At 68.3% G+C, this 20,580-nt stretch carries 23 protein-coding genes; 13 read left to right on the plus strand and 10 right to left on the minus strand.

The window, feature by feature from the left end; all coding sequences use genetic code 11:
• The first annotated feature begins 369 nt into the window (after nucleotides 1-369).
• Both AC07ZS_RS12590 and AC07ZS_RS12595 read left to right on the plus strand, forming a co-directional pair.
• Complete coding sequence (locus tag AC07ZS_RS12590) at nucleotides 370-690, plus strand: hypothetical protein (RefSeq protein WP_494798944.1); 321 nt, start codon at nucleotides 370-372, stop codon at nucleotides 688-690.
• 245 nt (nucleotides 691-935) lie between these two features.
• Complete coding sequence (locus AC07ZS_RS12595; protein ID WP_494798945.1) at nucleotides 936-1,250, plus strand: hypothetical protein; 315 nt, start codon at nucleotides 936-938, stop codon at nucleotides 1,248-1,250.
• Between the two features lie 187 nt (nucleotides 1,251-1,437).
• On the opposite strand, the gene AC07ZS_RS12600 is transcribed toward AC07ZS_RS12595, so the two are convergent.
• From AC07ZS_RS12600 to AC07ZS_RS12615, 4 genes are all read right to left on the minus strand, one after another.
• On the minus strand, nucleotides 1,438-1,668 hold the full coding sequence (locus tag AC07ZS_RS12600) for a hypothetical protein (RefSeq protein ID WP_494798946.1): 231 nt from the start codon (nucleotides 1,666-1,668) through the stop codon (nucleotides 1,438-1,440).
• Between the two features lie 67 nt (nucleotides 1,669-1,735).
• Complete coding sequence (locus tag AC07ZS_RS12605) at nucleotides 1,736-2,209, minus strand: hypothetical protein (RefSeq protein WP_494798947.1); 474 nt, start codon at nucleotides 2,207-2,209, stop codon at nucleotides 1,736-1,738.
• Between the two features lie 47 nt (nucleotides 2,210-2,256).
• The gene (locus tag AC07ZS_RS12610) at nucleotides 2,257-2,739 is read right to left on the minus strand and encodes a hypothetical protein (RefSeq protein WP_494798948.1); all 483 of its coding nucleotides are present in this window, start codon (nucleotides 2,737-2,739) and stop codon (nucleotides 2,257-2,259) included.
• A 160-nt stretch (nucleotides 2,740-2,899) separates the two neighbouring features.
• Nucleotides 2,900-6,112 (minus strand): ATP-binding protein, encoded by a 3,213-nt coding sequence (locus AC07ZS_RS12615; protein ID WP_494798949.1) that lies wholly within the window; start codon nucleotides 6,110-6,112, stop codon nucleotides 2,900-2,902.
• Between the two features lie 131 nt (nucleotides 6,113-6,243).
• On the opposite strand from AC07ZS_RS12615, the gene AC07ZS_RS12620 reads away from it, so the two are divergent.
• From AC07ZS_RS12620 to AC07ZS_RS12635, 4 genes are all read left to right on the plus strand, one after another.
• Nucleotides 6,244-6,447: a hypothetical protein gene (locus AC07ZS_RS12620; protein ID WP_494798950.1), complete on the plus strand. Its 204-nt coding sequence runs from the start codon at nucleotides 6,244-6,246 to the stop codon at nucleotides 6,445-6,447.
• A 17-nt stretch (nucleotides 6,448-6,464) separates the two neighbouring features.
• Nucleotides 6,465-6,824: a group I truncated hemoglobin gene (locus tag AC07ZS_RS12625; RefSeq protein ID WP_494798951.1), complete on the plus strand. Its 360-nt coding sequence runs from the start codon at nucleotides 6,465-6,467 to the stop codon at nucleotides 6,822-6,824.
• A 63-nt stretch (nucleotides 6,825-6,887) separates the two neighbouring features.
• Nucleotides 6,888-7,256, plus strand: coding sequence for a YciI family protein (locus tag AC07ZS_RS12630; RefSeq protein WP_494798952.1), 369 nt, complete (start codon nucleotides 6,888-6,890; stop codon nucleotides 7,254-7,256).
• A 38-nt stretch (nucleotides 7,257-7,294) separates the two neighbouring features.
• Nucleotides 7,295-8,362, plus strand: a complete 1,068-nt coding sequence (locus AC07ZS_RS12635) for a Kelch repeat-containing protein (RefSeq protein ID WP_494798953.1) — start codon at nucleotides 7,295-7,297, stop codon at nucleotides 8,360-8,362.
• Here the strand turns inward: AC07ZS_RS12635 and AC07ZS_RS12640 are convergent.
• Nucleotides 8,349-9,011 (minus strand): hypothetical protein, encoded by a 663-nt coding sequence (locus AC07ZS_RS12640; protein ID WP_494798954.1) that lies wholly within the window; start codon nucleotides 9,009-9,011, stop codon nucleotides 8,349-8,351. The genes AC07ZS_RS12635 and AC07ZS_RS12640 overlap by 14 nt on opposite strands.
• Nucleotides 9,012-9,217: 206 nt before the next feature.
• On the opposite strand from AC07ZS_RS12640, the gene AC07ZS_RS12645 reads away from it, so the two are divergent.
• Nucleotides 9,218-9,631 carry a MarR family winged helix-turn-helix transcriptional regulator gene (locus AC07ZS_RS12645; protein ID WP_494798968.1) on the plus strand — a complete coding sequence of 138 codons (414 nt, stop codon included), beginning with the start codon at nucleotides 9,218-9,220 and terminating at the stop codon, nucleotides 9,629-9,631.
• Nucleotides 9,632-9,700: 69 nt separating this feature from the next.
• A complete protein-coding gene (locus tag AC07ZS_RS12650; protein ID WP_494798955.1) occupies nucleotides 9,701-10,738 on the plus strand; it encodes a Rieske 2Fe-2S domain-containing protein in 1,038 nt (345 codons plus the stop codon).
• Between the two features lie 3 nt (nucleotides 10,739-10,741).
• On the opposite strand, the gene AC07ZS_RS12655 is transcribed toward AC07ZS_RS12650, so the two are convergent.
• Complete coding sequence (locus AC07ZS_RS12655) at nucleotides 10,742-11,290, minus strand: hypothetical protein (RefSeq protein WP_494798956.1); 549 nt, start codon at nucleotides 11,288-11,290, stop codon at nucleotides 10,742-10,744.
• Nucleotides 11,290-11,529, minus strand: a complete 240-nt coding sequence (gene atpE / locus AC07ZS_RS12660; protein WP_494798957.1) for a F0F1 ATP synthase subunit C — start codon at nucleotides 11,527-11,529, stop codon at nucleotides 11,290-11,292. Before atpE ends, AC07ZS_RS12655 begins: the two co-directional genes overlap by 1 nt.
• 191 nt (nucleotides 11,530-11,720) lie before the next feature.
• On the opposite strand from atpE, the gene AC07ZS_RS12665 reads away from it, so the two are divergent.
• Nucleotides 11,721-13,139, plus strand: a complete 1,419-nt coding sequence (locus AC07ZS_RS12665) for a sensor histidine kinase (protein WP_494798958.1) — start codon at nucleotides 11,721-11,723, stop codon at nucleotides 13,137-13,139.
• A 10-nt stretch (nucleotides 13,140-13,149) separates the two neighbouring features.
• On the opposite strand, the gene AC07ZS_RS12670 is transcribed toward AC07ZS_RS12665, so the two are convergent.
• A complete protein-coding gene (locus AC07ZS_RS12670; protein ID WP_494798959.1) occupies nucleotides 13,150-13,968 on the minus strand; it encodes an alpha/beta hydrolase in 819 nt (272 codons plus the stop codon).
• Nucleotides 13,969-14,141: 173 nt separating this feature from the next.
• Here AC07ZS_RS12670 and AC07ZS_RS12675 point away from each other — a divergent pair, with 173 nt between their 5' ends.
• Entirely contained in the window at nucleotides 14,142-14,573 is a 432-nt protein-coding gene (locus AC07ZS_RS12675) for a hypothetical protein (protein ID WP_494798960.1), read from the plus strand.
• Between the two features lie 81 nt (nucleotides 14,574-14,654).
• A complete protein-coding gene (locus AC07ZS_RS12680) occupies nucleotides 14,655-15,095 on the plus strand; it encodes a hypothetical protein (protein ID WP_494798961.1) in 441 nt (146 codons plus the stop codon).
• Between the two features lie 8 nt (nucleotides 15,096-15,103).
• Here the strand turns inward: AC07ZS_RS12680 and cls are convergent, their stop codons facing one another.
• A complete protein-coding gene (cls, locus tag AC07ZS_RS12685; protein ID WP_494798962.1) occupies nucleotides 15,104-16,531 on the minus strand; it encodes a cardiolipin synthase in 1,428 nt (475 codons plus the stop codon).
• 139 nt (nucleotides 16,532-16,670) lie between these two features.
• On the opposite strand from cls, the gene AC07ZS_RS12690 reads away from it, so the two are divergent.
• Nucleotides 16,671-17,723 carry an Lcl domain-containing protein gene (locus AC07ZS_RS12690; RefSeq protein ID WP_494798963.1) on the plus strand — a complete coding sequence of 351 codons (1,053 nt, stop codon included), beginning with the start codon at nucleotides 16,671-16,673 and terminating at the stop codon, nucleotides 17,721-17,723.
• A 19-nt stretch (nucleotides 17,724-17,742) separates the two neighbouring features.
• On the opposite strand, the gene garD is transcribed toward AC07ZS_RS12690, so the two are convergent.
• Nucleotides 17,743-19,347, minus strand: a complete 1,605-nt coding sequence (gene garD / locus AC07ZS_RS12695) for a galactarate dehydratase (protein WP_494798964.1) — start codon at nucleotides 19,345-19,347, stop codon at nucleotides 17,743-17,745.
• Between the two features lie 87 nt (nucleotides 19,348-19,434).
• On the opposite strand from garD, the gene AC07ZS_RS12700 reads away from it, so the two are divergent.
• Nucleotides 19,435-20,469, plus strand: a complete 1,035-nt coding sequence (locus AC07ZS_RS12700) for a LacI family DNA-binding transcriptional regulator (protein WP_494798965.1) — start codon at nucleotides 19,435-19,437, stop codon at nucleotides 20,467-20,469.
• Nucleotides 20,470-20,580 lie beyond the last annotated feature (111 nt).

Consider the following 20,580-nt stretch of genomic DNA (forward strand, 5'->3'; position numbering starts at 1 on the left):
AGCGTCTGGAGTTCGCCTGCGTTGGGTATATGCGCTTCTTCCAGTTCATGGTCGTGGCTTGATTATTCAAGAAGAAGATTCTTGCGTTCTTGACTTACTAGTTCACCATAGCGCTCAAGAACTCGTGCCTGGCACACAGTGGTCTGTCGACTATTCCGGAGGCCAGTTCGCACGCATTGAAATCACAGAGGTGCTCCAAATTGCTGCGACGCATAGCGCGCTAAACGTAAAGGTTTCAGAGGACGAAGGCTACCGCTACGCATGCATTTCTTGAAGCTCAGGACTGTCTGCTCAGTGCCCGTTTCGAGCCTCGGCTACGATGGCAACCTTCGGCCAGAAGCGGACCTTCCTTTTAGTCTTACTACGTTCATGAATTACAAGCTTTCGGCCAGCGGATCCTTTGATCGCCTACAGCAAGCCCTAACAACAGAGCTGGTGCGAAGGATCAAAGAAGAACTTGAGAAAGTTGATACTCCAGCCGATCTCGTGGAACAGCTAACTGGCAGCATCGCCTTTGCTGTAACTTGCGTGCTGGACGATGTTGCGGGACTTGAAAGTCACGGAGAAGCCGTTTCGCCCGTCGTTACGTTCGACGTTGGCGAAGAAACTTTGGAGCATGGTGGCGGTAGCACATACATGCACGAGTACGTTTTTCGTGTGTTGCCTACGGTGTTCGGACGTGACGTCTAGCGGCCAATTGCGGGCCTCACGCAGCATCGCGTTGGGCCTCGTCATGAATAAGATGTAGATGACACCAATCTCACGCTGAAGATTTGTCTACAACCATGCATCCCACCGTTGCGACACTCCACACAATTGAGCGGGTCTCGCGTGACACCATTCGCTTCACCCGCTTCACAAACCTTGCTTTCAGACTCCCAGATGGGACTAGGAGAGTTTGGACCATCCCGGGTTGGCCTGAATTGCACGATGGAATGAAAGTCACGGCGCTTCTGAAGCAGCCCAACGACAAGTTCATGTCCAACACTGTACTCGGATGGAAAACCCATCCGGATGGCACGACGGTCTATTGGCGGTCAGAACCCCAAGCCTGGGCATTGCTTGTCGCCATATTCTTGGCTGCGCTCGTCTTCTTCTGGCTGTACCAAGACTATCCGGAGCTATCGAGCTTGTCGTCACCGATACCCGCCATCGCATGCCTTCTGGTGGGGCTGTGGGGTATCGGGCAATACATACAGCTGTACCGCGTGGTTCGCAAGCTCAAGAGCATCCCAAGTGTGGCTGACTAACCAGCCTAAGTAGGGTTACGGGGGGAGTCGGCCGCACCGGCTGCATCCAGAGCGCCCTCGGATTTTTTCGACAAAAATGGGCTGGCTTGCTGACCTGCTTGAGGAGCGCGGTTCGGTGAGTATTCAAGAGGGGCTGGGCAAACCTCTCGCGTCCGCTATGGGCCCACAGCGGACCCCGGACAAGCGATTAAAGAAGGAACTCGCGGGCCGTCAGCACGCCAAGCAAGATCGTCATTGCCAAGAAGAGCCAAGCCAGAACACCAAGGCCGAACGGTGCGGCAATGCCTTCAATCACAAGCCTTGACTTGCCCTCGCGAGTGACCGAACGCTCGTCCTGCAGCGGCGCCTTGAACTTCAGGGCATCAAAGCAAAGCCATGCACATCCGAGCGTGAGCGAGAGAAGAATCCAAGCTGTCATCCAGCGTCCCCAAGTCGTTGCAATGTCAGTCTCTGGCCGAATTCGAGCGTTCAGACTGTGACGACGTTTAGTTCGCGCCATAAGGGAGGAGATCGTCCAACTTCACGCCCGCCGGGGCAGAATTGGGGTCCACATTCCGGTACGTCAGCTTGCTGCCGGGCGCCAACGGGAGAATCTGTGCAACCCCACGCATTTTTCCATCGATCACGCCAAGCGGTGATGCGTTGAGCTGATAGATGCGCCCTGCTTCTGCCTTCAGCAAAATTTTGCCACTGCCTACCGCTGTGCCCGAGCTGAATTTCCACTCAAGAACGTGGGACCCGGGCAAAACATAGACAACGTTCGTACAGCCTCGCCCAAAAGGCTGTTCATCAACCGAACAAATCTCCGTGTTTCCGTAGCGCCCCCCCATCGTCGAAAAGACGGTTGCAACTTCGTCATGCGGCAGCTCCCGTCCAGCATAGCTTTGAACGCGCCCGCCGGGCGACGCGCACCCCATCAAGCAGAGGGGGAGAATCAAGGCGACAACTATTTTTCGCATGACTATGTTGTTGTGTGTCCGCTATTGGCCGAAAGAGCCAGGCTGGTTCAGACTGGATCGTACCCACCAAAGTATTTGGCATGGGGATCTCGTAGACGAAAGCCCTTGGAGCTGAGCAGTCGATCAATTTTTGCAGCAAGCGCCTTGCCTACATCGTCATCCGGAATGTGCACCCACGCGAGAGCACGGCCATGCAAGTACTCAAGAAAGCGTGCTGCAGCCAATGGGTCTTGCGTTGAATTTGGGAGCCCGCGAGACGTGCAGAATTCGGCGAAGTGCTCTAGGGAAGTTACCTCTGCTTCAATGTCCCGTCGCAAGTTCTCGCAGTCAACAGCGTCCGGTATTTCGGAAAGTCCGAGAAATACATCGTCGGGAATTCCGGCTTCCCACATTTCGGGCGCCAAAACAGTCTTACCAAACTCCAGGTCTAGCTGAAGCCCAGGTGGCGACCAAGCCTCAAGTTCGTACACGCGTTTATGAACTGTCATCGAATCTTGAATTGATGTCCGCTTTTGGCCGATGGCCGTCATGCTAGCTCAGGCTGGGCTGGGTCTTGTGTAGAACTCCGGCTCGCTCCAACGCAGACCCTTTTCCCTCCCGTGCGGCGCTTGACACGGATTGAACGTGCAAAGGACAAGGCATGACGGATTTGGCGACATCGCGGTCTACGGCTTCGGCCGGTCCGATGCCTCACCGGCTTTTCGTGGCGGCTTGCGACAACGTCGTGTTTGTCTGAGCGTCCGCGACCTGCGCGCGCCGCTCGCAGCGTTGCGCATCGATGGGGTGGCCCGAGCCCCGGTAGCGCTGCGCCGCTTCCGCAAAGCGTGAAGCGGCCACCTGCGGCCCCTCGCCGCGCGCGATGGCCATGTGGGCGAGCACCTCGCCGTGGGCCGCGTGCCAGGCCGGCAGGCGCATGACCACGTCGGCCAGGTAGGCGCTCTGGCCGGTGTATTCCTCGGCCAGGTCGAGGCGCCCCGCGCGCGCAGCGGCGATCGCCGCCGGCACGGCGAAGGTGATGCGGCAACCGGGGCAGGTCTCAAGCGGCCCGCGCACCGCCTCGCGCGCATCCTCCAGCGCGTGCAGCGCGGCGCCCGGGTCGCGCGCCAGCCGCAGGCGGGTCCCGTAGATGCGGTCCAGCAGATGAAAGCCGATGTCGCTCTGCCGCGCCAGATCGAGCGCGCCCGCGATCAGGGCCCGGGCTTCCTCGTATTGCCCCCGGTGCATGGCGACCTCGGCGAGCCGCTGCATCGAAAAGGCCTCGCCGGTCGCGCCGCCGATGGCGTGGTGCAGGCGCACGCCCTGTTGCAGGTGTTCTTCGGCCGCGTTCAGGTCGCCGGCCAGCAGTTCGGCTTCGCCTTGCAAGGTGACGCCGAAGGCGTGCCCGCGCGCGGCGCCGAGCCGCACGGCTTCGGCCGCCAGTCCCTGGGCAAAGGCGATGACCTCCGGGTAGGGCCGCGCGCCGTAGAGGAAGCGCTGCAGGATGCAGAGTTGTCCGTCGAACACGCGCACCGCGAGGTGCGGCAACTGGCTGGTGTCCTGCAGGTCGGCCCAGACGCTTTGCTGCAGTTCGCCGCGCGCGTGCGCCGCTGCCGCCTGGGCCCACGAGGCGGTGACGATGGCCGCGGCATCACCGGCCTGCAAGGCGAGCCGCCGCGCTTCGGCCGCCTTGCGTGTGCCCATGGCCGCATCGGTCGCGCCGAGTGCCGCGGCCCCGCAGTAGGTCAGCGCTTCGCTCAACCGGCCGTCCACGCTGGTCGGCTTCACGCCCACCAGCGCTTCCAGCGCGCCCTTGGGGTCGCCTTGCTTGATCATGGCCAGTGCGCCTTTGGCGCGCAGGTCGTGCGACAGCGGCTCGCCGGCCGCCAGCGCGGCCGCGCGGTACGCGCCGACGGCGGCCGGATCGCCCATGGCATCCAGGGCCTCCGCTTGCAGGCGCAAGGCTTCGGCATGGCCGGGCTCGACGGCCAGCACGGGGCGCAGGTGGCGCAGCGCGTCGCTGAAGGCGGCCAGGCGCACCGCATCGCGCGCGGCGGCCAGCAGGTAGGGCACGGCTTCGCGCGGGTGCCCGCCGTCGAGCCAGTGCTGCGCCACGAGCGCCGGCGGGGCGTCGAGCTCGCTCAGGCGCTGGGCGGCCTGGCGGTGCATTTTCAGCCGCAGGTGCGGCGGGATCTGCTCGATCAGGGCCTGCCGCACCAGCTCGTGCCGGAACCGATAACCCGAATCCGTCAGCACCAGCGCGCCGGCCGTCAGCGCCAGGTCCAGCGCCGCAAAGGTCCGGGCCTCGGCGTCGGGCGCGAGGGCGGTGGCCACGGTGGCGTCGAAGGCGTCGCCGGCGAGCGCCATCCAGGTCAGCGAGGCCAGCACCGCCTCGGGCACGTCGCACAGGCGCGCGAGGATGGCTTCGGCGACGTTGCGGGGCAGCCGGGCGCCCTGGGGGGCCGCGCAGCGCGCCAGCTCGATGGCCGCAAAGGGGTTGCCCTCGGCGACGCGAACGATGTGCGCCAGGTTCTCTTCCGACAAGGTGCAGGGGGCGGTCTGGGCCACGAGCCGGCGCAGGTCGTCCCCATCCAGCGGCTGCAGATCGAGCGCCTGCATGGCGCCGCTGCCGACGAGGCGCGCCACACCCCGGGCCAGCGCCGATCCCGGAACGGGTGCGCGCATGGCGAGCAACACGCACACCGGCGGGCCTGCCGAAACCAGGTGCGCCAGCACGTCGGCGTCGGCGTCGTCGATCAGGTGGGCGTCGTCCACCACCACCAGGGCCTTGCTCCCACCGGAGGCGGCCAGGAGGAGGCGCCTGAGGGCGCCGATCACCTGGTGCCGCCCGAGCGGGCTGACCAGGGCGGCGGCCGGCGCCGCGAGCGGGCTGAGCTGGGCCAGCACCGAACGGGCCGGCGCGCCGATGCCATCGAGCAGGCCGCGATCGGCCATGAGCAGGCGCTCGATCAGGGTGGCGATCACCGCGTAGGTGTGCCGGGGCTGCGCGGCGTCCACGGCCAGCACCGTCCAGCCCCGCTCGCGGCCCTGGTCGGCGATCTGTCGGCACAAGGCGGTCTTGCCGATGCCGGCGGGGCCGCGCAGCACGATGCCGCCGGGGCGCTTGGCCTCGCCCATCTCCAGCCAGGCGAGGGCCTGGGCGCGGGGCCATTCGCGACCGATGCTGATCGGGCTCGCGGGCTGCATGCCCTCGACGCAGCGCCCGTACAAGGCCTGGGTGTCCCGGCTCGGTGCGACACCGAGCTCGCGCTGCAGCGCCTCGCTCAGCAGTGCGTACCAGCGCACGGCTGCGGCGCGGTTGCCCTGCGCGAGTTCGTGCGCCATCAGTTCGCGGTGGGCGGGTTCGTCGGTGGGTTCCAGCCGGGCCAGTCGTTCCCACTGCGCGCTGCCGCGAAGCAGGGCGATGAACAGCGCGTGCAGGCGCTCTCGTGTTGACTCGGTCCAGGCTTCGTAGGCGGAGCCCGGCAGGAGTTCGCCGGCGCAGGCCGCGGCCGCCTGGGCGCAGGCTTGCGCGTTCGCGCTGCCGAGGGCGGCCTGCGCGAGCTGCTCGAAGCGCTCGGCATCGACGCGCACCTGGCCGTGAGGCCACAACACCAGTTCGCCGCCTTGTTGCACCACGCTGTCGTGCCGGCCGAGGGCCTGGCGGACGTGGTGCACGGCCTTGCGCAGGTTGGCCGCGCCGGCCTCGGGCTCCAGCTGCGGCCACAGCGCATCGATGACGCGCTCGCGCGCCAGGCGCCGCTGCGGCGCCAGGCTCAGCAGCTGCACCAGCTGGGCCGAGCGCAGGCTGGGCCACCGATCGGCGGCCAGCGCCAGGCCGTCGATCGACACCGAAAAGGCGCCCAGGAGGCAAACCGCGAGCTGGCCGGCGGCCTCGGGTGCGGCGATGGCGTGCGCAAGGGCCATGGTGGATCGAGTGTGGAGCGCCCGACCCGAGAGCGCAATCCCCCGGCGGGCGAGGAACGTTTCAGGAACACCTCTTGCGGATGCTGTGGTCCGCGGGTGCCAAAACCCGCGAACCCACCAAGGAGAGCACCATGAACACGCAACGGATTTCCATCCTGATCCCTCCCTACGGCACGGCGACGCTGACCTTGCCCGAGCTGTTGACGACCGACGCTTTCGCCCGCCTGGACGCGGCGGTCGATCAGGCGCTCGGCAACCCGACTCCGGCGCCGGCCGAGGTCGCCACGGACCCGGGCGCCGTCGAGTACGACTCGTGGCGGCTTCAGCGGTATTGAAACCAGAGGAGAACACCATGTCGGAATCGCTCTACCAAAGACTCGGCCAGGTCGAGGGCATCACGGCCATCGTCGACGACGCGGTCGATCGCCATGCCGTCAACCCCTTGCTGGCGCCCCGTTTCAGCGGCAAGGACCTGGCCCATGCGAAACGCATGGGCGCGCAGTTCTTCTGCATGGGCGCTGGCGGACCGCAGCGCTACGAGGGTCGCGACCTGCGCACCGCGCACGCCGGGATGAACATCAGCGAGCAGGAACTCATCGCCACCATCGACGATTTCGTGGCCGCCATGCAGGCCCAGGGCGTCGGCGCCACCGAAATCAACGAGGTGGTGGCGATCCTTTATTCGCTCAAAGGCGAGGTGGTGCGGGTGTGAGGATGTCGATCGCGGGACCCTTGCTTCGTCGTGTAGGCATCATCCATCCAAAAGGAGCCGCTCATGAAGTACCTCGGTCTTGCATATTGGAACCCCGAGAAATTCGCCGCCATGCCGCCCGACGCGGTGCAGGCCCTGGTGAGCCAATGCCCTCCGCTCGACGAGAAGATGCGGGCCACCGGGAAGATGCTGGTGTCGGCGTCGCTCGCCGAGCCGAAGGACTGGGTCACGCTGCGCCCGCGCAACGGCAAGCCGCAGATCACCGACGGGCCCTACACCGAGGCGAAGGAGATGGTGGGCGGGATGTTCATCATCGAGGCGGACAACCGCGACGAGGCCCTGCGCCTGGCGGCCATGCACCCCGCCGCCACGCTGGGGGAGGCGGGCGGGTGGGGCGTGGAGCTGATTCCGCTGGATTTCTTCCTGGGCTGAGGTACGCTGTCATGTTCGGCCACCTGGAGATCACGCGCATGGCCCTCCGTCGTCACGTCCTCGTTACCACCGCCGCCGCGCTGGCCGCGCCCACCCTGCTGCGCGCCCAGCACCACGGCCACCACAGCGGCCAGTTCGAGCGCCTGAACCAGCCCGGGCGGATCGACCTGCCCGAGATCCACGCGCAGCAGGCCGTGAGCGACAGCCCGGCGCCTCGCGCGGCCAGGGCAGGTGCCTGGCGGGCGCGCGCGCCGCTGCCGATTCCGCGCACCGAGATGGCCTGGGCCGCCGCGTACCGCAACCGTGTGCACCTGGTCGGCGGCTACGCCGAGCAGCGCGTGGACAAGCCTTACCACCATGCCTACGACCCGGTGACCGATCGCTGGGAGGAACTGCCCCAGTTGCCGCGCGGCGCCAACCACGTGGGCGTGGCGACGCTGGGCGACCGGCTTTACGCGTTCGGGGGCTTCATCGAGCAGAACCGCACGCCGCACGACGAGGCCTTCCGCTTCGACGGCGCGCGCTGGGAGCGCGTGCGCCGCCTGCCCGAGGCTTGCGGGGCCATGGCCTGCATCGCGCTGGGTTCGCGCATCCACCTGATCGGCGGCGCCATCGGCAGCGACTGGCGGCGCTCGATCGACTGGCACATCGTCTACGACCCCGCGAGCGACCGCTACGAGAAGCGCCAGCCGCTGCCGGTGGCGCGGGACCACATTGGCATCGTGGTGGTGGGGCCGTCGATCCACGTGATCGGCGGGCGGGTGGATTCCTTCCACACCAACAGCAGCCTGCACCACAGCTACGACGCGCAGGCCGACCGCTGGGTGGCGCGCACGCCCATGCCCACGCCGCGCAGCGGCCACGGCTGCGTGCTGTACCGCGACCAGGTGTTCGTGATGGGCGGGGAGGGCACGAACCGCGTGTTCGGCCAGAACGAGGCCTGGGACCCGGTGGCCGACCGCTGGGTGTCGCACGCGCCGATGATCACGCCGCGCCACGGCATGGGCGCGGTTGTGATCGGCGACGAGATCATCGTGGCCGGGGGCGGCCCTCAGATGGGCGGCGGCGTGAAGAGCGCGATCAACGAGTCCTTCACCCTGGCCTGACGCCGTGCACCGGGCTGCGAGGCCCGGGCGTTGAAGCCGGGCGGGTTTCCAGCGAGAACGGGATGGTGTCCACGAAGTCCTGCCGGACCTGGGGCGCCAGCGCGCTGGCGCCGAGCAGGACCTGGATGTACTGGATGTAGGACTCGCGCATGGCCTCGGCAAACAGGCCCGACCAGCCTCGGAAGACGATGTCCTTTTCGATCGGCGCGAGTTCGATCGCGTCCTGCAGCGCGCCTTCCAGGCAGTGGGCGCAGCGCACCGCGTCGAAGGCGCTGGACTTGAGCTCGAACCCGGGCTGCGCCTGCTGCAGGATGCGCTCCAGCGCGTCGGCTTCGTCGCGGGTGTTGGCGTAGATGCGCTTGGACAGGCGGTGCACGTTGTTGGAGCGCACGGGCGAGGACGCCGGGCCTTGCAGTTCGTTGAGAAACAGGTTGGTGAAACGGCTGCCGATCTGGGTCTGGCGCATCAGCAGGCGCAGTGCGAGCTGGCGCTCGATCGGCATGTCCTTGGTGTGCGAGGCCGTGTTGGCGCACACGAACAGCAGCACTTTCCGGAGGTAGCTGCCCACCATCAGGGCGGCATCGTGGGTCGCGAACTCCGCCAGCAGGTTGCGCAGTTCGGGTCGGTGTGAGACGGTCGTTGCAGCCATGAAGGTCCTCCGGAACGGGGTGCGGCCATCTTCATACTGCCGGGGGTATCTCGGGCGACTGGCGCTTGAGCTGCCTTGCCGGCGGCACGAAGCGGCGGGGCGGCGGCATGAGCAGGCGCGGCCCGGGCGACAATGGGCCCATGCCCGCACCTTCCCGCTCCCCCCGCACCCTGGCCTCGCCCGCTGCCGGTGATCCTCCGGAGGCCATGCTGGGTCTGCACGAGCCCGGCCACCTGTTCCGGCGCGCCCACCAGCACTCGGTGGCGTGTTTCAACGCGGTGTTCGGGCGCGCCGTCACGCCGCTGCAGTACGCCGCCTTGCGGGTGCTGCAGGAGCATCCGGGCATCGACCAGGTGACGCTGGCGGCCGCCATCGCGCTGGACACCTCCACCACGGCGGAGATCGCGGTGCGCCTGGAGCGCGACGGCTGGATCGTGCGCGAACTGGGCGCGCGGCGCCAGCGCCGGCTGGAGCTCACCGCCGAGGGCCAGCGGGTGCTCAACGAGATGCTCCAGTCCGAAACCGTGCTGGCCGACCGCATCCTCGCCGCGCTCGACGCCGGCGAGCGCGAGGTGCTCATGGGCCTGATGCACAAGCTGCTGGGCAAGACCCCCGCCTGATGAACCCGGTTGACGGGCCGCCCGGCTTTGGCTACCATTTGATTCAGTGTACTGAATGAAGGAGACAAGATGAGCTGGATGCGCAATGCCTGGTACGTCGGTGCCACGTCGGCGGAGGTGGGTGAGCGCCCGCTGGGCCGGCGCCTGCTGGGGGCCCGGATGGTGTTTTTCCGCGACGCGGATGGCCGCGTGCAGGCGGTGGAGGATTTCTGTCCGCACCGCGGCGCGGCGCTCTCGCTGGGGCGGGTGTGCAAGGGCGAGCTGGTGTGCGGCTACCACGGGCTGGTGATGGGGGGCGACGGGGTCACGCGCTCGATGCCGGGCCAGCGCGTGGGGGCGTTCCCGCGCATCCAGCGTTTTGCGGTGGAGGAGCGGTACGGTTTCATCTGGGTCTGGGCCGGCGAGGCCGACCAGGCCGATCCGTCGACCATCCCGGTGCTGGAATGGCACGACAACCCGGCCTGGGCCTACGGCGGCGGCCTGTTCCACATCAAGGCCGACTACCGGCTGATGATCGACAACCTGATGGACCTCACGCACGAGACCTACGTGCACTCGACCAGCATCGGGCAGCAGGAGATCGACGAGACGCCGTGCACCACGCGCCGCGAGGGTGCGACGGTGGTGACGAGCCGGTTCATGGAGAACATCGAGGCCCCGCCGTTCTGGCTCGACGCGCTGCGCGCCATTGGCGTGGAGGGCAGCCCGAAGGTGGACCGCTGGCAGGTCTGCCGCTTCTCGCCGCCCAGCCATGTGCTGATCGAGGTGGGGGTGGCGCTGGCCGGGCACGGGGGCTACGACGCGCCCGACGACAAGAAGGTGTACAGCGTGGTGACCGACTTCATCACGCCCGAGGTGGACGGCTCGATGTGGTACTTCTGGGGGATGGCGCGGCGCTTCCGGCCGCAGGACGCCGCGCTGACCGACCGCATCCGCGCGGGCCAGCACGGCATCTTCTCGGAAGACCTCGAAGTGCTGGAGCGCCAGCAGCAGAACCTGGACGCCTTCGCCCAGCGCAAGCTGCTCAAGCTCAACATCGATGCCGGTGGGGTGCAGGCGCGCCGCGTGATCGAGGAGCACATCGCGAAGGAAGCGGTGCCGGCCTGAGGTTCAGCGGGGCGGGCGGCGGCGGTAGGTGGCCTGTGCCATCTGCAGGGTCGCGATCAGGGTCCGGATCAGCCACAGCGCCAGGCGCTCGGGCCAGGAACCGGTGGGTGCAGGCGGCGGCGCGGCCACCACGGCCCGGTGCACGTCCAGCCGGTCCCAGGTCAGGGCCGTGAGCGCCCGGCGTTCTGCCGCGCTCAGGTCCGGGCTGTCGGCCAGCACGACTTCCAGCGTGCGCGCGCCCTGCGCGTGCAGGGCGGCGGCCAGCGGCACGAGCTCGTCGCGCGCGGGCGGCCAGTAGACCCGTTCGCGCGCGCGCCGCACGGTGTCGAACACGATGACGGCGTGGCCTGCCCCCGGCAGCGCGGCGGCCCAGTCGCCGTCTTTCACCACCGCATCGGCCAGGCGCGAGGGCATGCGCAGGAAGCGGTGGGTGGTCAGCACCACGACGCGTTCGTGCCGTGCGTCGCCCAGCGCGGCGTGCAGGGCCGCCGCGCCGGCGGTGCCACCCGCGCCGATCACCACCACCTGCCGTTCGGGCGCTGCGGGGCGCATCAGGCGAACGGCGCGGCCAGGGCGAACCACACCCCGAGGGCGACCGAGATGATGAAGGCGCCATCCAGCAGGCCGGCGAGCAGGAAGACCTTGGGTTGCAGGGCGTCCATCATCTCGGGCTGGCGGGCCGAGGCTTCGAGGTACCGGCTCGCCATCAGGCCGATGCCGATGCAGGAGCCGAGGGCGCCCAGGCCGATCATGTGGCCGACGGCGAGGGGGAGGGTGTTGAGGTCCGACATTTGAAGGCTCCTTTCTGGTTGCGATGGCCCCACTGTGCCCGGCGGCGGGCGTGAAATCCATGACGCGGGAGGTCATGGTGGCGCGTCAGGCCCCCATGCACATCGGCCCCCGCTGTCTTACACTGCGACACATTGCGCTCCGGACGAGCAGGGTCCGGCACCCCGCAGCCTGCCATGGAGGAGGCCCCCTTGTGACGCACCCGGTGCTGAGCTTCTTCAGCGACATCCGCATCCTGTCCGCCATCCTGATTGCGATGCTGGGCATGACGTTTCTGGCGCACGCCAGCGCGCGGTCCTGGCCTTATGTGAAGTGGCTGGCGGGTTCGGCACTGGTGTTCGGGGTCACGCAAGGGCTGCTGGTGTCGGTGGACGCGCTGGGCTGGATCTCGGAAAACGCCGCGGGCCCCGTGGGCTCGGTGATGGGCCTGGGCGCCTTGGCCGCTTTGCTGGCGGGCCTGCAGGCCTGTTTCTCACCTGGCGGCACACCGCCGCAACGCGTGTTCGTCGGTGTGCTGGTCGGGGCGCCGGTGCTGGTGGTCGTGATGAGCGCCCTGATGCATGGCTGGGCGTTTGCCGGGCCGGCCGCGATCGCGCTGATCTTTACGGTGACCGCCGGCTGGCTGGCCTGGTTGTGGACGCGCGATGGCTGGGGCGGCCAGTTGGTGCTGGCACTGCTGTGCCTGGGCTACCCCTTGCTGTTCGTCGTGGCCATGGTCTCTGGCATGAGCCTGCTGCAGTTCCGCCAGGTCACGCCGCTGCCGGTGAGCATCGCCTACGTGTTCGTGATGACCTTGATCCTGCAGCGCGACTCGCTGATCCTGGCGCGCGAGCTGCGCGAGCGCGTGCGGGCGGAGCTGGCCTTGCAGCAGCTCACCGATTCGCTGGAGGAGATCGTGCGCAGCCGCACGCGCCAGCTGGAAGAGATCATCCAGGGCCTGCGCTCGTTCGCGGGCATGGTCTCGCACGACCTGCGCGGGCCCTTGCGAAACACCGCCGGCCTGGCCGATATGGCGCTGGAGGACTACCGCGCGGGCAACACCGCCGGGGCCGAGCGCTCGCTGGAGCTGATCCGCCGCGAAGCGCAGCGCGCGACCGACATGGTGAACGACCTGCTCACGCTGGCCAAGGTGGACCAGGGGCCGCCCAGCCCCGAGGCGGTGGACATGCAGGCCCTGCTGCGCGAGTGCCTGCAGTCGCTGGCCGTGCAGTTCCCGCAGGCCCCCGAAGCGGTGGAGGCCAAGCCGCTGCCGGTGGTCCAGGCCGATGCGGGCCTGATGCGCCATGTGCTGATGAACCTGCTGGGCAATGCCCTGAAGTTCGGCGCCGAGCGGCGCGACCTGCACATCTCGCTCGACGCCCGCAAGGAAGACGGCTTCTGGCGCTTCTCGGTGGCGGACAACGGGCCGGGCTTCGACCCGGCCAAGATCGGCGAGCTGTTCAAGCCCTTCTCCCGCCTGGACGAGCGGCAGGCCGGCGGCACGGGCCTGGGGCTGACGGTGGTCAAGCGCGCGGTGGAGCGGCACGGGGGCACCGTGGGCGCTTCTTCCGCCCCCGGCGAGGGCGCGGCCTTCTGGTGGACCCTGCCGGTGGCGGCCGCGCCGCAGGGCTGAGGGGGCTGCTTCAGCGCGCCAGGCTTTGCACGATGCGCTCGAAGGCCTGGGCAGCATTCGGAGAGCTGTGGACCATGGACAAGAAGGCGTGCAGCACGCCAGGGCAGCGAACGGTCTCGCAGTCCACGCCCGCCGCCGCCAGGCGGGCCCCGTAGGCCTCACCCTCGTCGCGCAGCGGGTCGCACTCGGCGGTGAAGATGCGCGCGGGCGGCAGGCCAGCGAGGTCGGTGGCCTGCAGCGGCGAGGCGTCGGGGTGGCGGCGCGCGGCGGTGTCCGGGCAGTAGTGGTTCCAGAACCAGCGCATGTCGTCCGCGCTCAGCAGGTGGCCTTGGGCGAAGTCGCGGTAGCTGGGGGTGTCGAAGCCGGCGTCGGTCACCGGGTACACCAGCACTTGCAGGTCCACCGGCCGGGTGCCGGGCGCGTCGCGCAGGCGCCGCGCGGCCACGGTGGCGAGCGTGGCGCCGGCGCTGTCGCCCATGGCGATCAGGCGCCGCAGGGGCTGGCCCAGCCACGGTGCGCCGGCCTGCCCGGCGTGCCGCAGCGCGGCGACGGCGTCGTCCACCGGGCCGGGGTGGGGGCTCTCCGGGGCCAGCCGGTAGTCCACCGACAGCACGGCCGCGTGGGTGCGGGCCGCCAGCGTGGCGGTGAACGGGTCGTGGTCGGCCACCGAGCCCAGCACCCAGCCGCCGCCGTGGAAGTAGACGATCAGGTCGCCGTTGCAGGCGTCGGGCACGTAGAGGCGCGCGGGCAGGGCGTGGCCCTGGGGCGTGGGCAGGGTGAGGTCTTGCACCCGGGCCACGGACAGACCCCCGCTGAACAGGGTTTTCATGAGCGTAGGGAAGGCGCGCGCCTCCGCGGCGGTGCAGGCCGAGAAAGGCTTCCGGCCGGCGGCGCGGACACGTTCGAGAAGGTCGAGGGTGGGTGCGTCGAAGGTCATGAAAGCGGGTTGTGTCAAAGAGGGGTGCTATGGTCGCCCATTTTTCAACGCTGAAAGGAAACTCGATGCTGGCCCGCCGATTTGTCTGGACCTTGTTGCTCGTGCCCCTGTTGCTGGTGGGCTGCGGCAAGACCGATCCCCAGGCCTCGCTCGAAGCGGCGGTGCAGAAGCTGCAGGACAACCTGGAGGCCAAGAAGACCGGGGCGGTGATGGACCAGCTGCACCCGAACTTCCAGGCCGGCGAGGGCATGGACCGCGAGTGGGCGAAGCGCACCATGACGCTGATGTTCATGCGCTATGCCAACGTCAAGATCATCGCCGTCACGCGCAGCAGCCGCATCGACAGCGGCAGCTCGCAGGTGGGCCACACCGAGGCCAAGGTGGTGGTGACGGGCGCGCAGGGCTTGATTCCCGAGCGCGCCGAACCCTATGCCATCCAGCTGCAATGGCGGCTGGACGGCAGCGACTGGAAACTGATCGAGCTGCATTGGGAGTGAATGTCCGAGGCCCGGGTCGGACTGGGCCTACAGACGCTCTTTCAGGCCCTTCCTAGCATGGTGACTCACAGGAGGTTCACCATGATCCCATCCCTACACCGATCCGCGCACGGCTGGCTCGCCGCCGCCGCGCTCGCCGTCTGCTTGCCCGCCGCCTGGGCGGCGGGGCCCGACAAGGCCGCGATCGAAGCCGCCTACCAGCGCGACCGCGCCGCCTGCCAGGCCCTCAGCCCCACACAGGACCGCACCAGTTGCCTGCGCGACGCCGGTGCGCACCGCGCGCAGGCCCTGCGCGCCGGCATCCGGGGCGGCACGTCCGCTCAGGAGCTCGAACGCAACGCGCTGCTGCGCTGCCAGGCACACCCGCCCGAGCAGCGCGTGATCTGCGAGCGCATGGCGCGCGGTGAGGGCTCGTCAACGGGTTCCGTTCAAGGCGGCGGCACGATCCGCGAGCTGACGACGCAGGAGACCTTGCCGCCACCCCCGCCGCCTCCACCGGCCGCCCCTGCAATGCCGCGCTGAGGGTCAGCTCAGAGCCAATACTCCCACATCCGCGCGAAGAACTCCTTGAAGCGCAGGTTCAGGCCCCGCCGCTGCCACTCTTCGAGCGTGACCTGTTTCGACCCCGCGAGATCGGCGTCGAACAGCTTGTGCAGCTGGCCCGAAAACTCCGCGCCGAGCACGACCGCGTTGAGCTCGTGGTTGTGCAGGAAGCTGCGCCAGTCGAGGTTGGTGGAGCCGATGGTGGACCACACGCCGTCCACCGAGCCGGTCTTGGTGTGCAGGATCACGCCCTGGCGCTCGTAGATCTTCACCCCCGCCTTGAGCAATTGCGTGTAGTAGTTGCGCCCGGCGTGGAAGATCAGCCACGAGTCGGTCTTGCCCGGCAGGATGAGCTTCACGTCCACACCGCGCCGCGCCGCGCCTTCGAGGGCCTCCAGCAACTGCGGGTCGGGTGCGAAATAGGCGTTGGTCAGGTAGACCGTCGTCTCCGCGCTGGCGATGGCCGAGAGCAGGGTGGCGTAGATCAGGCTGTAGCTGTCCTTGGGTGAGCTGCCGATGGCGCGCACCACGTCCGAGCCGGCGCGCACCGGTGCGGGGTAGTGGTTGCTCGCGGCCATGGTGGGGCCCTTCTGCGCCGCCCAGGTCTCCAGGAACAGCTTCTGGAACTCGGCCACCACCGGCCCTTGCAGCTGCACGTGCGTGTCGCGCCAGGGGATGCCGTCGATGTCGCTCTTCTTCTCGCTGGTCTTGCCGCTGCTGCTCGACCCCATCGACAGCGAGCCGCTGGCGTACACGCCGCTGATGTTGATGCCGCCCAGGAAGGCGATGCGGCCGTCCACCACCAGCAGCTTGCGGTGGTCGCGCTCGTTGAGCTCCCACTCCTTGCGCGCTTGCGCGGGGTTGACCGGGTTGAACTCGACCACCTGGATGCCAGCGTCCGTCAGGCGCTTGAAGAACTCTTTTGGCGTGCCGAGGGTGCCGACGCTGTCGTGAATGAGCCGCACCTGCACGCCTTGCTGCTGCTTGGCGATCAGCGCGTCGGCGAACTGCTGCCCCACCTCGTCGTCGTCGAGGATGTAGGTCTCCAGGTGGATGTGGTCCTTGGCCGTGTCGATGGCCGCGAGCATGGCCTTGTAAGTGGCCGGGCCGTCCTCCAGCAGGTCCACCTTGTTGCCGGCGGTCAGCGGGCTGCCGACGATGGCTTCTTCCAGCGCGAGGTGCCGCGAGAGCACGTCGCTGCCCTGTCCGCCCGCGCGCAGGCGCTCCAGGATGGCGCGGCTGCGCTCGGCCGAGAGCGGGCCTTGCGAGCCCTCCAGCCGCACGGGGGGCGGGCGCCGGTCCAGGTCCGGCACCACGCGCGGCAGGCTCTTGCAGCCGACCAGACCGACTGCGAGCAGCAGGCTCGCCGTCAAGGCCTGGGCCCTTCGCCATGAACCGTGGGGCCTGTGCAACATGCGATGAACCTCTTTTGTGACTTTGTTGGGAGCTATGGCCGACCGTGCGTGCCATCAACTTGTAACGAATGGTATGTTCGTCGCATTGACATTTTGTTGAGTGTTCACCATGTTGCATCACCTTTCTGCCGCCCGTTGGATGTCCTTGTGTTCCGCTGTGCTGTTGGCGGCCTGCGGCGGCAGTGGAGGGGGGGCTGGCGCGCCCACGGGTGGTGGTGGTGCGACGCCCGCGACCACCTTGTCGATCAGCCCGACGGCGCTGGCGCTCTCGGTCAACGACACGGTGTCATCGCCCACGCTCACCGGCAGTCCGCGCCGCTTCACGGTCACCAACACCGGCACCGTGACCGCGCAAGCGGTGATTTACGCGGTGGCGACCGCCAGCCCGGCCCTGCCGTCGGGCACCAGCCTGTCGTCCACCTGCACGACGCTGGCGCCCGGTGCCAGTTGCACGATCACCGTCACCCCCGGCAACGCGGCCTCGGCGGCGGCCGGCAACACCACCCCCGTGCCGGTCACGTTGAGCGTCGGAGGCAGCAATACCAATCTGTTGACGCCCACCCTGCAAGTGCTGACCCATGGCAGCGTGTACCAGGGCGGCTATGTGTTCTCCATCGACGACACCACGCTGAACACCGGCAACATCGGCGGCAAGGTGACGGCGCTCACCGACGTGGTGCCCCTGGCGCCGGGTGTCATCTGGAGTTCGCTCGGCAACAATGGCACCCCCGCCGATGCGGCTTACAACCTGGTGCTGGGTACGGACGAGGCGTCCACCACCGCGTTGGGCGGTGCTTGCAACGGCGGCACCGACGGCGCCTGCAACACGACCGAGATCACCACCTTCTATACCGGCGTGAACAACACGTATTACGCGGCGGGCGCCTGCCGTGCGACCCAGGCGGGTTATTCGGACTGGTACCTGCCGTCGATTTGTGAACTGGGTGGCCAGGCGAGCGCCAGTTGCGCGCTGGGCGGTGCCAGCATGCAGGCCAACCTGATCGACAACGGCGCGATCAACGTGGCGGCCTTGCCGACAGCCGTCAACTACTGGAGTTCCACGTCGCACAACGCCAACCCCACCTCCAACGCCTGGTCACATCAGTTTGCCATCGCGGGCGGGGCCTTCTCCTTTGCGTTCAACAAGAACAACCCGTTCCCGGTTCGCTGCGTCCGCGCCCTGACGCTCTGAGGCATCGGCCGACCGGTGCTCAGGTCACCGGCGCCGGGTTGAACAGCACCAGCGCGTTGTGCAGCTTCCAGCGCTCGGCCCAGGTCTGCTGGCGGCCGCTGGCCACGTCGAGCATGAGGCGGAACAGCTCCCAGCCCACGTCCTCGATGCTGGCCGTGCCGTCAGCGATGGTGCCGGCGTTGATGTCCATCAGGTCGTGCCAGCGCCGCGCCAGGTCGCTGCGCGTGGCCACCTTGATCACCGGCACCGGCGCCAGGCCGTAAGGCGTGCCGCGCCCGGTGGTGAACACGTGCAGGTTCATGCCCGCGGCCAGCTGCAGCGTGCCGCAGATGAAGTCGCTGGCGGGCGTGGCGGCGTAGGTCAGGCCCTTGGCCTTGAGCTTCTCGCCGGGTGAGAGCACGTTGGCGATCGGTGCGCTGCCCGACTTCACGATCGAGCCCATGGCCTTTTCCACGATGTTGGACAGGCCGCCTTTCTTGTTGCCCGGCGTGGTGTTGGCGCTGCGGTCCACGTTGCCGCGTTTCAGGTACGCGTCGTACCAGGCCATCTCGCGCACCATGGCCTGGGCCACCTCGGGCGTGGTCGCGCGCGCGGTGAGCTGGGCAATGCCGTCGCGCACCTCGGTGGTTTCGGAGAACATCACGCTCGCGCCGGCGCGCACCAGCAGGTCGGTGCAGAAGCCCACCGCCGGGTTGGCCGTGACGCCGGAAAACGCATCGCTGCCGCCGCATTGCACGCCCACCACCAGCTCGCTGGCCGGCACGGTCTCGCGCCGGCGCGCGTTCAGGCGCTCCAGGTGTTCCTCGGCCTGGCGCAGGATGGAATCGACCATGGACATGAAGCCCACGTGCGCGTCGTCCTGCAGGCAGACCACGTCCAGCCGGGTCTCGGCGGTGGTGCCCACGTCGGCCACGTTGCGCTCGTCCACCAGCGGAATCGAACCCGGTGGCAGCAGGCGCTCGGGCTGCAGCTTTTCGCAGCCCAGGCTGACCACCATCACCTCGCCGCCGAAGTTGGGGTTCAGGCTGATGTGGCGCAGTGTGCGGATCGGGATGACGGCGTCGGGTGCGTCGATGGCCACGCCGCAGCCGTAGCCGTGCTCCAGCGCCACCACGTCGTCCACGTGCGGGAACTTCGGCAGCAGCTCGGCCTTGATGCGCTGCACCGCGAAATCGGTGACGCCGGCCACGCACTGCACCGTCTGCGTGATGGCCAGGATGTTGCGCGTGCCAACCGAGCCGTCCGGGTTGCGGTAGCCCTCGAAGGTGTAACCCTCCAGCGGCGGCAGGGCCTCGGGTTTCACCGTGGCCATGGGCAGGTTCTCCAGGCCGCGCGCCTCGGGCATCTGCAGCAGGCGCTCGTGCACCCAGCTGCCGGCGGGAATGTCGTCCAGCGCGTGGCCGATGGGCACGCCGTAGCGCAGCACGGCCGCACCGCGCGCCAGGTCCACCAGCGCCACCTTGTGGCCTTGCGGCACCCGGTCGCGCAGCACCACCGCGCTGCCGGGCAGGGCGGTGCCGGCGGGCAGGCCGCCGTCGTTGGCCACGATGGCGACGTTGTCGGCGGCGTGCATGCGGATGGTCAGCGGCACAACGGCCGGGGGGGAAGCCAGGGTCTCGGGCATGCGCATCTCCTATGATTCAGCGCGCATCGCTGGCCGTTTCGGGCTACGATGTGATCAATTTGGTACCGGTACCATTTTATGCCGCAAATGAAAGAATCCGACAACACCCGGCGTTCGCGCAGGGGCAGCGGGGCCATCACCCTGCGCGACGTGGCCAGGCTCGCGGGCGTGGCGCCCATCACGGCTTCGCGCGTGCTCAACACGCCCGAGCAGGTGTCGGTGGACGTGCGCAAGAAGGTGCTGGACGCGGTGCAGAAGACCGGCTACGTGCCCAACCGCATGGCCGGCGGGCTGGCGTCCTCGCGCAGCCGGCTGATCGCGGCGGTGGTGCCCAGCACGGTGATGTCGGTGTTCATGGAGACCATCGAATCGCTCAACGGCACGCTGTTCGACGCCGGTTACCAGCTGATGCTGGGCCAGTCGAGCTACTCGGCCAGCCGCGAGGAGTCGTTGCTGGAGGCGATCATCGGCCGCCGGCCGGATGGCATTTTTCTCACCGGCGTGTTGCACTCGGGCAAGGGCCGCACGCGCTTGCTGGCCTCGGGCATCCCGGTGGTGGAGACCTGGGACCTGACGCCCGCGCCGATCGACATGCTGGTGGGTTTCTCGCACGCCGACATCGGGCGCGAGGTGGCGAAGTTCCTGATCGGCAAGGGGCGGCGGCGCCTGGCCATGATCCGCGCCGACGACGAGCGTGCCGACCGGCGTGCCAAGGCGTTTGCGGCCGAGGTGGCGCGCAGCGGGCTGGCCGAGGCGAAGGTGGAAGTGGTGGACGTGGGGGCTTCGCGCACCATCAAGAGCGGGCGCGAGGCGCTGGCCCGTCTGCTGGAGATCGACCCCGAGGTGGACGCGGTGTTCTGCAGCTCCGACCTGCTGGCCTCGGGGGTGGTGACGGAGGCGCGGGTGCGTGGCATCGACATCCCGGGCCGTCTGGCCATCGTGGGGTTCGGCGATGTGCCTTTCGTGGCCGACATGGTGCCGGCGCTGAGCACGGTGCACATCAACGGCGCGGACATCGGCCGCATGGCGGGGCGGTGTCTGATCGACCGGGCCGAGGGGCGTGAGGTGGCCCAGCGGGTGGTGGATGTGGGGTTTTCCATCGTCGAGCGGGAAACCACCTGAGTTCTTTCTTTCTCCGGCTGTAGCGGCCGTCGAGGGTGGGGGTGGCCGGCTCCGCGGGTGTCCTCCGACCCGGCTCCGCCGGGTCTCCCCCTTTACCCCGCTGCGCCGGCC

The sequence above is a fragment of the Hydrogenophaga sp. GW456-12-10-14-TSB4 genome (assembly GCF_059424305.1).